This is a genomic window from Micromonospora cynarisoli, from assembly GCF_030518815.1.
GTDB lineage: Bacteria > Actinomycetota > Actinomycetes > Mycobacteriales > Micromonosporaceae > Micromonospora > Micromonospora wenchangensis.
On sequence record NZ_CP130426.1, the window covers coordinates 5,905,464 to 5,919,796 of the forward strand.

The 14,333-nt window shown below is 75.2% G+C and carries 8 protein-coding genes; 6 read left to right on the forward strand and 2 right to left on the reverse strand.

The genetic code is table 11. From position 1 onward, the window contains the following. The first annotated feature begins 19 nt into the window (after nucleotides 1-19). The 3 genes from mca to Q2K16_RS26070 all read left to right on the forward strand — a co-directional run bounded on the left by mca (nucleotide 20) and on the right by Q2K16_RS26070 (nucleotide 3,943). Entirely contained in the window at nucleotides 20-901 is an 882-nt protein-coding gene (mca, locus tag Q2K16_RS26060) for a mycothiol conjugate amidase Mca (RefSeq protein WP_302740795.1), read from the forward strand. 50 nt (nucleotides 902-951) lie between these two features. Next, the gene (locus Q2K16_RS26065; protein ID WP_302740796.1) at nucleotides 952-1,227 is read left to right on the forward strand and encodes a hypothetical protein; all 276 of its coding nucleotides are present in this window, start codon (nucleotides 952-954) and stop codon (nucleotides 1,225-1,227) included. Nucleotides 1,228-1,468: 241 nt separating this feature from the next. After that, nucleotides 1,469-3,943 (forward strand): putative bifunctional diguanylate cyclase/phosphodiesterase, encoded by a 2,475-nt coding sequence (locus Q2K16_RS26070; protein WP_302746619.1) that lies wholly within the window; start codon nucleotides 1,469-1,471, stop codon nucleotides 3,941-3,943. A 110-nt stretch (nucleotides 3,944-4,053) separates the two neighbouring features. Here the strand turns inward: Q2K16_RS26070 and Q2K16_RS26075 are convergent, their stop codons facing one another. Continuing rightward, nucleotides 4,054-5,088 (reverse strand): phosphatidylinositol-specific phospholipase C domain-containing protein, encoded by a 1,035-nt coding sequence (locus Q2K16_RS26075; RefSeq protein WP_302740797.1) that lies wholly within the window; start codon nucleotides 5,086-5,088, stop codon nucleotides 4,054-4,056. Nucleotides 5,089-5,223: 135 nt separating this feature from the next. Here Q2K16_RS26075 and Q2K16_RS26080 point away from each other — a divergent pair, with 135 nt between their 5' ends. The 3 genes from Q2K16_RS26080 to purE all read left to right on the forward strand — a co-directional run bounded on the left by Q2K16_RS26080 (nucleotide 5,224) and on the right by purE (nucleotide 9,045). Then, complete coding sequence (locus tag Q2K16_RS26080) at nucleotides 5,224-7,308, forward strand: thioredoxin domain-containing protein (protein WP_302740798.1); 2,085 nt, start codon at nucleotides 5,224-5,226, stop codon at nucleotides 7,306-7,308. Nucleotides 7,309-7,396: 88 nt separating this feature from the next. Next, nucleotides 7,397-8,557: a 5-(carboxyamino)imidazole ribonucleotide synthase gene (locus tag Q2K16_RS26085; RefSeq protein ID WP_302740799.1), complete on the forward strand. Its 1,161-nt coding sequence runs from the start codon at nucleotides 7,397-7,399 to the stop codon at nucleotides 8,555-8,557. After that, entirely contained in the window at nucleotides 8,554-9,045 is a 492-nt protein-coding gene (gene purE, locus Q2K16_RS26090; protein ID WP_302740800.1) for a 5-(carboxyamino)imidazole ribonucleotide mutase, read from the forward strand. The genes Q2K16_RS26085 and purE overlap by 4 nt, the downstream gene beginning before the upstream one ends. A gap of 281 nt (nucleotides 9,046-9,326) precedes the next feature. Here the strand turns inward: purE and Q2K16_RS26095 are convergent, their stop codons facing one another. Continuing rightward, entirely contained in the window at nucleotides 9,327-14,228 is a 4,902-nt protein-coding gene (locus Q2K16_RS26095) for an SCO7613 C-terminal domain-containing membrane protein (RefSeq protein ID WP_302740801.1), read from the reverse strand. Nucleotides 14,229-14,333: the final 105 nt, after the last annotated feature.

Sequence of the window (14,333 nt, forward strand, 5' to 3'; positions counted from 1 at the left end):
CAGACGAGGAGCGCCCACGTTGGCAGAGAAGCTGCGTCTCATGGCCGTGCACGCACACCCGGACGACGAGTCCAGCAAGGGCGCCGCCACCATGGCGAAGTACGTCGCCGAGGGGGTGGACGTGCTGGTCGTGACCTGCACCGGCGGCGAGCGGGGCAGCGTGCTCAACCCCAAGCTGGACCGCCCCGAGGTGTGGGCCAACATCGGCGAGATCCGGCGGGCCGAGATGGACGCCGCGCGGGCCATCCTCGGCGTCGAGCAGGCCTGGCTGGGCTTCGTCGACTCGGGCCTGCCCGAGGGCGACCCGCTGCCGCCGCTGCCCGAGGGGTGCTTCGCCCTCCAGGACGTCGAGGTGGCGGCCGGGCCGCTGGTGAAGCTGATGCGGGAGTTCCGTCCGCACGTCGTCACCACCTACGACGAGGACGGCGGCTACCCGCACCCCGACCACATCATGTGCCACCGGGTCAGCGTGGCGGCGTTCGACGCGGCCGGCGACCCCGATCGCTACCCGGAGCTGGGCACCCCCTGGCAGCCGTTGAAGCTCTACTACGACATCGGCTTCTCCAAGGGCAAGATCACCGCCCTGCACGAGGGCATGCTGGCCGCCGGCCTCACCTCGCCGTACGACGAGTGGCTCAAGCGGTGGGACGAGCGGCCGGACAAGGGCACCCGGATCACCACCCGGGTCGAGTGCGCCGACTACTTCCCGGTCCGCGACGACGCGCTGCGCGCCCACGCCACCCAGGTCGACCCGGACGGCTTCTGGTTCCACGTGCCGATCGAGTTGCAGCAGCGCGCCTGGCCGACGGAGGATTTCCAGCTCGTCCGCTCGACTGTCGACTCCCCGCTGCCGGAATCCGACCTGTTCGCCGGGGTACGCGAAGCCGCCCGTGCCGGGTGACCGGGGTACGGGGCTACGCTGACACTCCACCGCACATCGGAGAAAACACCATGCTGAACGCTGTCCAGGTGCTCGCGGAGAACAACTTCGGTGACACCCGCACGGGCGGCCTGGCCGGGCCGATGGGCCTCTTCCTCATCGTGCTCCTCGGCACCGCCACCGTCCTGCTCATCCGCAACATGAACTCCCGGCTGCGCCGGCTGCCCGAGCGGTTCCCCCACCAGGGAGGTCCGGTCGGGGCCGATTCGTCGGCCACCGGTCCGTCGGACGGGACGACGGGGCAGGAATCACGTACGAACCCGCCCAGCGGCCACCAGCAGCCCTGAGTGGGTGACCGGAGCGTGAATCACGCCGATCCGGGTCGTCGCCCCCTGTTGCGGCCACCCGGATTGGCTTAGCCTTCCGCCGGGGGACGTAAGTCCCTGAGCCGTGCGCGGGAGGGGGTGCCATGACCGTCGTAGCCGCGTTCGTCCGTCGCGCCGTCGACGGCCCCGCGGACGGAGCCGGGCGGTGACCTCCGGCAGGGCCGGCGCGTCCGACGACGGGCCGACGCCGCCGGGGACCCCGCTGCGGGTGCGCGTCCTCACCCTCGCCGTGACGGTGACCGCCCTGGTGGCGGCGCTGGTCGGCCTGCGCCTGCCCACCGCCCTGCCGGTCGACGATCCGCTCCCGGCCGTCGCCCGGTTCGGCATCGTCGCCGCCGTGTTCGCCCTGGCCCAGCTCGCCCGGCTGCGGTTCCGCACCGCCACCGGCATGGTGAGCATCACCTGGGGCGAGGCCGCCCTGATCGTCTGCCTCTACCTGGCGCCGGCCGGCTGGCTGCCGGCCGCCGCGCTGCTGGGCGTCGGCGTGGCCTGGACGGTGATGTCGCTTGCCGCCGACCGCCGTCCCCCGGTGGAGCTGGTCCGGATCGCCGCCTCGCTGACCGCGGCCACCGCGCTCGCCGTCGTCGTCGCCACCGCGCTGGGTGAGCCGTTCCTGGCCGGCCCCACCCCGACGCTCGTGCCCGCCCTCGTCGCCGGTGCGGTCACCTACCTGCTCACCACCGCCGGGCTGGGCGGGGCCACCCTGGCCCTGCGGCACGGTGTGGCGGTCGGCCCGGCACTGCTCGTCGCGCTGCGCGGCAAGGTGCTCATGTTCGTCGGCAACGTGATGGTCGGACTGGTCGTGGTGGCGTTGCTGGAGGTCGATCCGCGCTGGCTGTTGCTGCTCCCGCCGCTGCTCTGGCTGCTCCAGCAGACCTACCGGCACCGGCTGCGCGCCGACCAGGAACAACGCACCTGGCGCGCGTTCGCCGAGGCCACCGCCGCCCTCAACCAGCTCGACGAGCGCGGGGTGGCCACCGCCGCGGTGACCGGCGCGCTGGCCCTGTTCGGCGCGGAACTGGTCGACGTCGACGTGGCCCGGGGCGACGGCCGGTGGCGGCGCTACCGGGGGGACTCCTCGGGCCGGGTACGCGACCGGGAGGCCGGGCCGCCGGCCGGCGCGGCCCCGGACGCCCACGAACTCGTCCGGCCGCTGGCCGTTGGCGACATCCAGGTCGGGCAGATCCGGGTCCGGTTCCCCGTCTCCGGGCCGCCTGACGACCGGGAACGGGACGCGCTGGCGGCCTACTCCGACGCCCTGGCCGCCGCCCTGCACGACGCGGCCACCCACCGGGAGCTGCGACTGGTCAGTGCCCGCTCGTCGTACGACGCGGTGCACGACGCGTTGACCGGGCTGGTCAACCGTACGGCCATGCTGAGCAAGGGCGACCAGGCGTTGCGGCAGCTCGCCCATGACCGCCCGGTGGCCCTGCTGCTGCTCGACATCGACCAGTTCAAAGAGGTCAACGACACCCTCGGGCACGCCGCCGGTGACCAGTTGCTGCGGCTCACCGGCAACCGGCTGGGCACCCTGGCCCGCCCCGGTGACCTGCTCGCCCGGCTCGGCGGCGACGAGTTCGCGCTGCTGCTGACGTCGGTCCCGGTGATCGGCGACCGGGCCGCCCCGATGGCGTACGCGCTGCGGCAGGCCCGGGAGATCGCCGAGCGGCTGGCCGCGCCGACCGAGGTGGCCGGGGTACGGATGTCGGTGGAGGTCTCGGTGGGGGTGGTGGTGGCCGGGGCGGGCACCGCCGACCTGACCGAGCTGCTGCGCCGGGCCGACATCGCCATGTACCAGGCGAAGGAGGGCGGCGGCAGCGTCGCCGCGTACGACAGCACCCGGGACGCCGCCAGCACCGACCAGCTGGCCCTGCTGGCCGAGCTGCGGGAGGCGTTGCAGGCCGACGACCAGCTGGTGCTGGCCCTGCAACCGGCGGTCGACCTGGCCACCGGAGCGCCGACCGGGGTGGAGGCGCTCATCCGCTGGCAGCACCCCCGGCGGGGCTGGCTCGGCCCGGCCGACTTCATCCGTCCGGTGGAGAACAGCGAACAGCTCGGCACGTTCACCAGGTACGTGCTGGACAAGGCGCTCTCGGTGGCCGCCGGGTGGGCCCGGGACGGGCTGGACGTGCCCATCTCGGTGAACCTCTCGGCGCGCAGCCTGCTCGACCCCCGGCTGCCGGCGGAGATCGCCGACGCGCTGCGCCGGCACCAGGTGCCGCCGCACAGGCTGGTCCTGGAGATCACCGAGACGGTGGTGATGAGCGAGCTGGAGGTGATCGACGAGGTGCTGGCGACCCTGCGCACGATGGGCGTCCAGCTGGCCGTCGACGACTTCGGCACCGGCTTCTCGTCGCTGTCGTTCGTGACCCGGATCGCAGTGGACGAGCTGAAGGTGGACCGCTCCTTCGTGATCCGGATGGCCGACTCGCCGGAGGCGGCGGCGATCGTCCGGGCCACCGTGGGGCTCGCCCACGAGCTGGGGTTGCGGGTGGTCGCCGAGGGGGTGGAGACGGCCGAGCAGCGGGCCGCGCTGGTGGCGTTGGGCTGCACCGCCGCCCAGGGCTACCACTTCTTCAAGCCGATGCCCGCCGACAAGATCGGCGCGGTGCTCGGCTCGCTGCGCGACTCCGCCGAGTCGAACGTCTTTCCGCTGCGCGCCGACGGCGCCTCCTGACCGGGCGAGCGCCGGTCCCCGTCGAGTGGGATCGACTCAGTGACGCCGATGTAGCGGCATCCCGGTGAAGGGACACCGCCACATCGGCGACACAGCGCAGAATCGCCCGGTCAACCCCGGGCGACCACCTCGCCGACCACCGCCGGCATCGCCGCCCAGTCGGCGGAGGCGACGCTGGCGTGGGCGGCGGCGAGCTGGGCGAGGCGGGCGCGGGCGGCCGTCGGGTCGGTGTTGCCGACCGCCGGGGGGACGTTCTGCGCGTCGGTCATCACCAGCAGGTAGTGGTTGGTGTCGTACCAGGAGGTGTCGATGCCGCCGGTGACGTACGCGCTGGCGTCACCGTCGAACAGCACGAACCACGGGCGCAGGCCGGTGTCGGCGTACCTGGTGCGCGGGTCGCCGGACTGGGCCCGGTGCACCGCCGGGAACGCCTGCGCCTGACCGAGGGTGCCGGCCGCCGCCAGGCCGACGAGGTGCTGGGCGTATTCGATGTCGGTCCACAGGGTGTCGGTGGGGTTGCCCTCCTCGACGGTGCCGGGGATCAGCTCCACGATCACCTTCCCGGCGAGCTGCCCCCGGGTCGGCCAGGCGTTCGCGCGGGCGGCGGCATCCAGGGTGGGGTACCCGCCGCGCAGGTCGGCGGGGCGGAACACCCGGCTGCCGAGCCGGGCGGCGAGCACGGCGTCGAGCTGCACCGGCCCCTGCCCGGTACGGCTGCTGAAGCCGGTCTTCAACTCCAGTTTGAGCTGGAGCGGTCCGGCGTCGGGGTGGGCGTCGAACCAGAGCCGGATGTTGTCCAGGCAGTTCTCCAGGTTCTTGTTGCGGGTGCCGGTGTAGAGCTGCGCGGGGGTGGTGGCCGCGACGCAGTTGTTGTCGTTGCCCAGCGGGTTGGAGTGGCTGACCCGCCACTGCCTGGTGATGATGTCCGGCCAGACGTCCAGCTCGATCAGGCCGGGGCGGGCGTCGAGCGCCTGCGCCAGATAGGTGTACGTCCCGCGCTCGTACGCGTTGTGCGTACCGACCACGGTGGTCGCCGAGACCCGGGTGGCGGGGTCCACCGCGGCCGAGGCGGGGGCGGCGGTGCTGAACACCGCCGCGACCACCGCGACCGACGTGAGCGCCGACAGGAGACGGGAACCGCGCATGGGTACCTCCTCGCAGGGCGGTGCCGGTCACCGCACCCGCACAGATCAAAGACGATGAATGTGAACGAGGGAAGGCCCGGTTTCGGCGGGACGGTGGCCCCGGCGGGTGCGCCCGGGGGTGGATAGGGTCGTCGGGTGAACCGACTCGCCCAGGCCACCTCGCCGTACCTGCTCCAGCACGCCGACAACCCGGTCGACTGGTGGCCGTGGTGCGACGAGGCGTTCGCCGAGGCCCGACGGCGCGACGTCCCGGTGCTCATCTCGGTCGGCTACGCCGCCTGTCACTGGTGCCACGTGATGGCCCACGAGTCGTTCGAGGACGACACGGTGGGCGCGCTGGTCAACGCCGGGTTCGTGGCGATCAAGGTGGACCGTGAGGAGCGCCCCGACGTCGACGCCGTCTACATGACCGCCACCCAGGCGATGACCGGCCAGGGCGGGTGGCCGATGACGGTCTTCGCCACCCCCGACGGCACCCCGTTCTTCTGCGGCACCTACTTCCCGAGACCCAACTTCGTCCGGCTGCTGGAGTCGGTCGGCACCGCATGGCGGGAACAGCGGGAGGCCGTGCTGCGGCAGGGCGCCGCGGTGGTCGAGGCGATCGGCGGCGCCCAGGCCGTCGGCGGCCCCACCGCCCCGCTCACCGCCGACCTGCTCGACGCCGCCGCCGACCAGCTCGCCGCCGAGTACGACGAAACCGACGCCGGCTTCGGGGGCGCGCCGAAGTTCCCCCCGCACATGAACCTGCTCTTCCTGCTCCGGCACCACCGGCGGACCGGCTCGGCGCGCAGCCTGGAGATCGTCAGGCACACCGCCGAGGCGATGGCCCGGGGCGGCCTGCACGACCAGCTCGCCGGCGGGTTCGCCCGCTACTCGGTGGACGCCAACTGGACGGTGCCGCACTTCGAGAAGATGCTCTACGACAACGCCCTGCTGCTGCGGGTCTACACCCAGCTGTGGCGGCTCACCGGCGACCGGCTGGCCCGCCGGGTGGCCCGGGACACCGCCCGGTTCCTCGCCGACGAACTGCACCGCCCCGGTGGCGGGTTCGCCTCCGCGCTCGACGCCGACACCGACGGGGTGGAGGGCCTCACCTACGTCTGGACCCCGACGCAACTCGTCGCGGCGCTCGGCGAGGACGACGGCCGCTGGGCCGCCGACCTGTTCGACGTCACCGAGGTCGGCACCTTCGAACCCCACCCGGCCGCCGGGTCACACGCGGACGCCGCCGGGCACGGCACCGCCGGCACCAGCGTGCTGCGGCTGGCCCGGGACGTCGACGACGCCGACCCGGAGATCCGGGACCGCTGGCGCAGCGTGGTGGGCCGGCTGCTGGCCGCCCGGGACACCCGGCCCCAACCGGCCCGCGACGACAAGGTGGTGGCCGCCTGGAACGGCCTGGCGATCACCGCGCTCGTCGAGTTCCTCCAGGTCGTCGCGATCCGGGTGACCTCCGCCGACGAGGACGCCAACCTGATGGACGGGATCGCCATCGTCGCCGACGGGACGCTGCGGGAGACCGCCGAGCACCTGGCCCGCGTGCACCTGGTCGACGGCCGGCTGCGGCGGGCCTCCCGCGACGGCGTCGTCGGCGAACCGGCCGGCGTGCTGGAGGACTACGGCTGCGTCGCCGAGGCGTTCTGCGCGCTGCACCAGCTCACCGGCGAGGGACGCTGGCTGGAACTGGCCGGTGGCCTGCTCGACGTCGCGCTGGCCCGGTTCGCCGCCGGAGACGGCGGGTTCTACGACACCGCCGACGACGCCGAACGGCTGGTCGCCCGGCCGGCCGACCCGACCGACAACGCCACCCCGTCGGGCCGGTCGGCGATCGCGGCGGCGCTGACCGCGTACGCGGCGTTGAGCGGGGAGACCCGCTACCGGGAGGCGGCCGAGGCGGCCCTGTCCACGGTCGCGCCGATCGTCGGCCGGCACGCCCGGTTCACCGGGTACGCGGCCACCACCGGGGAGGCGCTGCTGTCCGGGCCGTACGAGATCGCGGTGGTCACCGACGACCCGGCCGGGGACCCGCTGGTCGCCGCCGCGCACCGGCACGCCCCACCCGGCGCGGTGGTGGTCGCCGGCCGGCCCGACCAGCCCGGCGTGCCGCTGCTCGCCGACCGGCCGCTGGTCGACGGGCGGCCCACCGCGTACGTCTGCCGGGGGTTCGTCTGCCAGCGGCCGGTGACCTCGGTCGACGACCTGGTCGCCCAGCTCGGCTGAGCCGGCCCGGCCCCGGCGGACGCCGACCCGCGGGCCGGGGTGGCCCTCGGGTCGGCCGGCGGGTCGGCCCGGTTAGGCTGGCGGCGCTATGGACTCCCGTACCGGTCTGCCCGTCGTCGGCATGGTGGGTGGCGGCCAACTGGCCCGGATGACCCACCAGGCCGCCATCGCCCTCGGCCAGTCACTGCGTGTGCTGGCGCTCGCCCCCGACGACGGCGCCGCGCTCGTCGCCGCCGACGTGCAGTACGGCGACCACACCGACGTCGCCGCGCTGCGTACCTTCGCCAAGGGCTGCGACGTGGTCACCTTCGACCACGAGCACGTCCCGACCGAGCACATCCGCACCCTCGCCGCCGAGGGCGTGAAGCTGTTCCCGCCCGCCGACGCGTTGCTGCACGCCCAGGACAAGCGGGTGATGCGGGAGCGGCTCGGCGCGCTGGGCGCCCCCAACCCGGCCTGGCGGCCGGTGGACGACCCGGCGGACCTGCTCGCCTTCGGCGCGGAGCACGGCTGGCCGGTGGTGCTCAAGGCGGCCCGGGGCGGCTACGACGGGCGCGGCGTGTGGCTGGTCGACGACGCCGGGCAGGCCGCCGACCTGGCCGCCACCCTGCTCGCCGGGGGCACCACGCTGCTCGTCGAGGAGCGGGTGCCGCTGCGCCGGGAGTTGGCGGTGCAGGTGGCCCGCTCGCCGTTCGGGCAGGTCGCCGTCTATCCGGTGGTGGAGACCGTGCAGCGGGACGGGATCTGCGTCGAGGTGCTCGCCCCCGCGCCCGACCTGGCGGAGGAGTCGGCCGTCGCCGCCCAGCAGCTCGCCATCGACCTGGCCACCGCGCTCGGCGTGGTCGGCCTGCTGGCGGTGGAGCTGTTCCAGACCGACGCCGGGCTGGTCGTCAACGAGCTGGCGATGCGCCCGCACAACTCCGGGCACTGGACCATCGAGGGGGCCCGGACCTCCCAGTTCGAGCAGCACCTGCGGGCGGTGCTCGACTACCCGATGGGTGACACCTCGCTCGCCGCCCCGGTGGTGGTGATGGCGAACGTGCTCGGCGGCGAGCCGGGCGGGATCTCCCTCGACGAGCGGCTGCACCACCTCTTCGCCGCCGAACCGGGCGCCCGGGTCCACCTGTACGGCAAGCAGGCCCGCCCCGGCCGCAAGATCGGGCACGTCACGGTGCTCGGCAATGACCTGGACGACGTACGGGCGCGGGCGGCGCGGGCCGCCCGTTGGCTGCGGGAGGGGCACGGGTGAGCACCGTCGGGCTGATCATGGGCAGCGACTCGGACTGGCCGGTGATGAGGGCCGCCGCCGACACCCTGGACGAGTTCGACGTCCCGTACGAGGTGGCGGTGATCTCCGCGCACCGCACCCCGGTCAAGATGATCGAGTACGGCCGGGACGCCGCCGACCGGGGACTCAAGGTCATCATCGCCGGGGCGGGCGGGGCCGCCGCGCTGCCCGGCATGGTCGCCTCGGTCACCCCGCTGCCGGTGATCGGTGTGCCGGTGCCGCTGAAGCACCTGGACGGGATGGACTCGCTGCTGTCCATCGTGCAGATGCCGGCGGGCATCCCGGTGGCCACCGTGTCGATCGGCAACGCCCGCAACGCCGGCCTGCTCGCGGTCCGCATCCTGGCCGCGACCGACCCGGCCCTGCGCGCCCGGATGACCGCCTTCCAGGCCGACCTGGAGGACCTGGTCGCCGAGAAGGACGCCGCCCTCCGCGCCTCCCTGACCTGACCTTGGGGCGGGGCTGACCGCGAGGCGGAGCTGCCCGCGCGGAGGACTGTCCGCGCAACGCGGGCGATGATGCGGCATCCGGGCGCGTCGTTACCGCACCATCGCCTCAAGCGAGTCGATCGCCGTGGCCGGCCTTGGGCCGCCCCGGCCGGGGCGCGACCGCCCGGTCCGCCCCTGGCCGGGATGCACTCGCCCACGACCACCCGGCCAGGTCGTGCCCGCCCACGACCACCCGGGCTCACTCGACCGGACCACGTCCGACCCTGCCGTGACCCTCCGACTCATCTCATGGAACGCAGGGCGGTCTGGAGCCGGTCCTGGGCGCGGCGGCGGCGTTCGTTGCTCGCCCCGAGCACCAGCAGCACCAGGCCGACCGGGATGAGCACCAGCCACGGGCCGAGGCTGAACAGGGCGTGCACCGCCGCGACCGCGGTCACCGCCGCGCCCACGATGACCGGGGCCTGCTGTCGGCTGGTCGAGCCGTACACCAGCACCGCGACCGCGCCGAGCAGCAGCAGCACCTGGCGCAGCATGCTGGAGTCGGTGGCCAGGACGATCGCCAGCGTCGGCACGAACGCCGCGATCAGCGCCGGGCCGTACGCCACCCAGCTCGACAGGTCGGGGCGGTCGCGTAGTTCGAGGATGCCGACCAGCAGGGCGAGCGCCGCGAACGGCAGCGTGTACGCCTCGGGCAGCGCCACGTCGGCGACCCGCATCATGATCCACCAGGCGACGATCTCGCAGGCGACCACCCCCCAGAACAGGATGCGGCGTTCCACCGGTCGCCGCCCCGGTCGGATGGCGGCCACCCCCAGCACGGCACCCCAGGCGGCGAGCAGGGCGGCGATGTGCCGGGGCGAGTCGAACGCCAACGCCAGGGCGATGAGCGCGGCGGCGTACCCGCTCCACTCGACCGTGGCGGCCTCCCGGTACGCCTCGGGTCGCCGCAGCCGGGGCAGCGTCGCGGCGAAGACCTGCAACGCCGCGCCCACCGCGAGCACCCCGAAGGCCGACCAGACGGCCGGGAAGCCGGCCACCAGACCGGCGGTGAGCACGAACAGTTGCGCCATCAGCGAGGCGAACAGCCAGCCGAGGATGCGGGCCCGCCCGGTGGTGCCGAAGAGCGCGGCGACCACCCCGACGCCGACCGCGCCACCCAGGGTGAACAGCGTCAACCCCCGGCTGGCCAGGCTGCCGGCGAGCCCCGCACCGCCACCGGCCAGCCCGATGAGGAAGACCAGCACCCGGGCCAGCCGCAGCGACCGGGCCCGCTCGGCCAGCGGGGGCGGCGGGGTCAACGCGAGCCCCAGCATCGAGATGGTGAAGACGGCGAGGGCGGCCAGGGCGTTCTGCGGCCACGCCATGCCCAACGCGATCGGGGTGATCAACAGCGTCACCGCGAGACCGGGCAGCACCACCGGTACCGCCCGGGACCGGCGGCCACCGGCCAGACCGGTGGCGGCCAGCGCGGCGGTGCCGGTGAGCAGCAGCGCGGTGAGCACGTGCGTCGGGTCCACCAGCTCCGGTGGCGGGGTCCGCAACTGCGGCGGCGGCCCCTGCCAGACGTGGGCGAGCATCCGGTGCGGCTCGACCAGCGCCACGAACAGCAGCGGCGCGAGGGACAGCAGAGCCAGCACGGTGGGCACGGCCGCGGCGGCCAGCGCCCCGGCGGCGGGGTCGATCCGCCAGCGTCGCTGCGTACCGTCGTCAGGCAGCCGGCGTAGCGCACCGTCCAGCAGGACCGCCCAGCGGCGCGTCGGCTGGGCGGACCCGACCGGTGGCACGGTCGCCGCCCGAACCAGTTCGGCGAGGACCCCGAGCAGCGCCGCCGCAGCGGCGAACACCCCGGACGGGAGGTCGACGAAGATGGCGGCCACGGCGCTGACGGTCGCCCCGGCGGCGACCGCCGCGCTCGCGTACGGCAGATACTGCGGGACCTGCCGGCGGACGGCGGCCACCGCAGCGAGCCCGAAGCTGGACGCGGCCAGCGCGGCGGTCAGCACCACCTGCGCCCCGTGGCCGAACTCGGCGGCCAGCGCGGCCACCGCGCCGGGGAGCGCGAGCAGCGCGGCAGCCGTCGCCGCCCCGCCGATCTGCACCAGGTGCGGCGGCATTCCCTCGGTTTCGACGTCCTCGACCAGCGAGGGGGCCAGGGAACGGGCCGTCGCCGCCACGATCAGGCCGATCAGCGCGATGCCGCCCAGGGCGAGCGCGGTGGTCCACGGCCGCACCAACCCGGCCCCGGCGGCGTGCAGCGCGACCACCCCGGCCACGGTCGCCCGGGACAGCCCGGCACGCGGGTCGGCGGAGGCCACCGCCGCCGTGCCGAAGACGGTGGCGACGGTCAGCCCCACCAGGACGGGGGACCACCACGGCAGGTCGAAGGCGGCCGGGACGCCGACGGTGGCCAGCACCACACCGATCCCGGCCACGTCATACTTCCAGGGGGTGGGGAGCAGGATCGCGGCGGCCAGCGCGAGCAGCGCCAGCGCGACAGGGGCCTGCCAGGTGGAGCCGCCGGTCGGCGCGGCCGGCCAACCGGTGAGGTCACCGGCCCAGATCGGGCCCGGGATGGCCAGCACGCCCACCCCGCCGCGCAGCGCCGACCAGCCGGCCAGCACGCCGATCAGGGCGGCGCCGACGGCGATGCCGAGCACCGGCCCACGACGCCACTCCTCGGGCATCGCCCGCGCGGCGACGGCGACCGCCAGCACCAGCACGGCGGCGACCGCGAGCTGCCCGCCGGGGGAGATCACGGCGGTGATCCGGGCCAGGGTGGCGATCAGCGCCGTGGTGACGGCGGCGGCGGCCAGGTCGGCACCGTCGAACGCCAGATCCGAAGGGCGACGCGCGTCGATCCGGCCGGCGAAGAGCAGCAGTACGGTGGCGATCAGCACCAGCCCGCCGAGCCAGGCGTCGGCGGCCGTGCGGCCCGGGGCGAAGAAGGCGGCCCCGATCACCGCCAGCGCGCCCAGCCCGGTGCCCACGGCGTGCGGCAGGCTCAGGTGCCGCTGCGACACCTGCATCATCGCCGCGTAGCCGAGGGTGACGCAGACGGCGAGGAAACCCGCCGCCAGAATCGGCACCGTCAGCTCCCGGAGCACCGCCGGGGTGAGCACCGGCCCGGACGGTTCGGTGGCCGCGACGAACGCGGCGACCGCGCCGGGCAGCGCGAACGCCGCGCCGCCGGCCGCCCAGCCGGAGAGGACGTCGGCGGCGGCCGGGGCGATCCGGACCCGGGGCGCGAGCGCCACCAGTACACCCGCCAGCATCAGCACCGCCAGGGCGGCGGCGGTCAGTGCCGGTCGGCTCAGCGCGGCACCGGCCCCGAGGAACCCGACCACGGTGGCGGCGCCGGCGTGCACCACGGCCGCCCGGGTGGTGTCGGCCCAGAGCCCGGCGACGCCGATCGCGACCGCCGCCAGCACCATCGGCCAGGGGGCCGTCGCCCAGCCCAGACCCAGCGAGGCGGGCACCGCCAGCGCGGTCAGTCCCGCGCCGACCACCGCGAACTCGCGGCGGATCTCCGGCGGCAGGGCGAGCACCGCCGCGATGGTGAGCAGCAGGGCGCTGGCGGCGAGCTGCCCGGCGGCCGGGCCGGCTGCCGCCGCCACCTCCCCGGGGAACGCGGCCAGGTCGGCCCGCCAGGCGGGCAGCGCTGCCTCGACCGGTGCCAGCCCCGCCCGCAGCGCGCCGCCGGCCACCACCAGGCCGCTGACGGTCAGCGCCGCGGCGGAGGCGAGCTGCGGCCCCCGCCGGGCGGCTTCCGGTACGGCCCGCACGGCCAGTCCGGTCAGCGTGATGACCGCGGCGATCAGCAGCAGCGCCCGGCCCGGGAAGGCCACCGAGGCGATCCGGCCCAGCGCGCCGATCACGGCCAGGGTGAGGAGGCCCGCGCCCACGTCGGGCAACGGTGGGCGGCGCAGCAGCAGGGTGCCGGCCAGGCCCACCGTCGCCGCCAGCAGCAGCGCCGCGCCGGCGGCGGTGGCCGCGGGTACGGTCTGCGCCCGCAGCAGCGCGGTGACCGCGTACGCCAGGGCGAGGGCCACCGCCACCCCGTGCAGCAGCCAGGTCATCTGGGGCAGCCACGGCACCGGCCGGGGGGCGCCGGCCGGGGTGGCCGCCGTGCCGTCGAGCACCTCGCCCGACTCCTCGGGTGCCGCCTCCGGCCGGCCGTCCGGGGCGACCCGCTGCCGGGGCGGCCCGGCGGGCCGGTCGGCGGTGGACTCCGGCGGGGCCTGCCGTTCCCGCATGATGCCGGAGCGGACCAGCGCGAGGTCGAGCACGGCCACCACGGTGAGCACCACCGCCCAGCCGCTCGGGCCGCTGATCCACCCGTAGACGAGCAGCGGCACCACGGGTTGGGCGGCCAGCACCGCCGCGAACCGGGGTGCCCGCAGGCCGGTGCCCAGGGTGTAGGCGAGGGCGACGCCGGTGGTCAGCGCGAAGATCACGCCGGAGAAGACGGCCCCGGACGCGCCGATCCGGTCCACGGCCCACAGCGCGTACCCGGCCAGCGGCACCAGCAGCAGGCCGACCGTGGCGATCGTCTCGGCGGTGGAGGTCAGCCCCCGCCGGGCCAGCACCGGCGGGGCGAGCAGCAGCAGGACGGTGGCGACCAGCAGGATGCCGAGCCGGGCGAGGGCGTCCATCGAGCTGGTCGCGACGGCGGCGAAGACCACCGCGGCCACGGCCAGCACCAGCGCGCCCAGCCCGAGCGGGATGTTCTGCACCTCCCGGGACGAGGCCTCGGCGGGGTGTTCCGGGTTGTCCGCGCCCAGCCAGGTGGCGGTCCGGTACGGCGGTGGGAGCGGTGGTTCGTCGGGGCCGGCCGGTCCGGCGGCGGTGCCCTGCCGGGGCACCCGGGGCGGTGCCCCGGTGGTGGCGGTGGGCGGTCGCCGGTCCGCCTTGCGGCGCAGCACCCGGCGCGGCCTGGTGGCCTGCTTGATGCGTTCCTCACCGGCGTGGGCGAGGATGTCCCGCTGGAAGAGGGCGGCCTGCATCTTGGCGGCGATCTGCCGTTGCTCCCGCGCGATCTCGGCGTCGCGGGCCTTCATCTCGGCGATGGAGCGTTCGATCTCGGCGAGGTGTTCGCGCCACTGCGGTTGCTCGGCCCCGCAGTTGGGGCAGCGGGCCGCCGGCTTGATCTGCCGCCCGCACGAGGAGCACTGGAAGCTCTCCACGACATCCCTCCACCCGGCCGGACGCACTGTGGACGCCGCCCCCACGCAGCATGCCCTGAGCGGGCGTGGATTTCGACACCTGCCGCTCCGTTAGGGGTACAAAAA

Coding starts and splice junctions, on each gene's coding strand:
- Q2K16_RS26065 (WP_302740796.1), top strand. CDS start 952: ATGCTGAACGCTGTCCAGGTGCTCGCGGAGAACAACTTCGGTGACACC.
- Q2K16_RS26075 (WP_302740797.1), bottom strand. CDS start 5,088: ATGCGCGGTTCCCGTCTCCTGTCGGCGCTCACGTCGGTCGCGGTGGTC.
- Q2K16_RS26085 (WP_302740799.1), top strand. CDS start 7,397: ATGGACTCCCGTACCGGTCTGCCCGTCGTCGGCATGGTGGGTGGCGGC.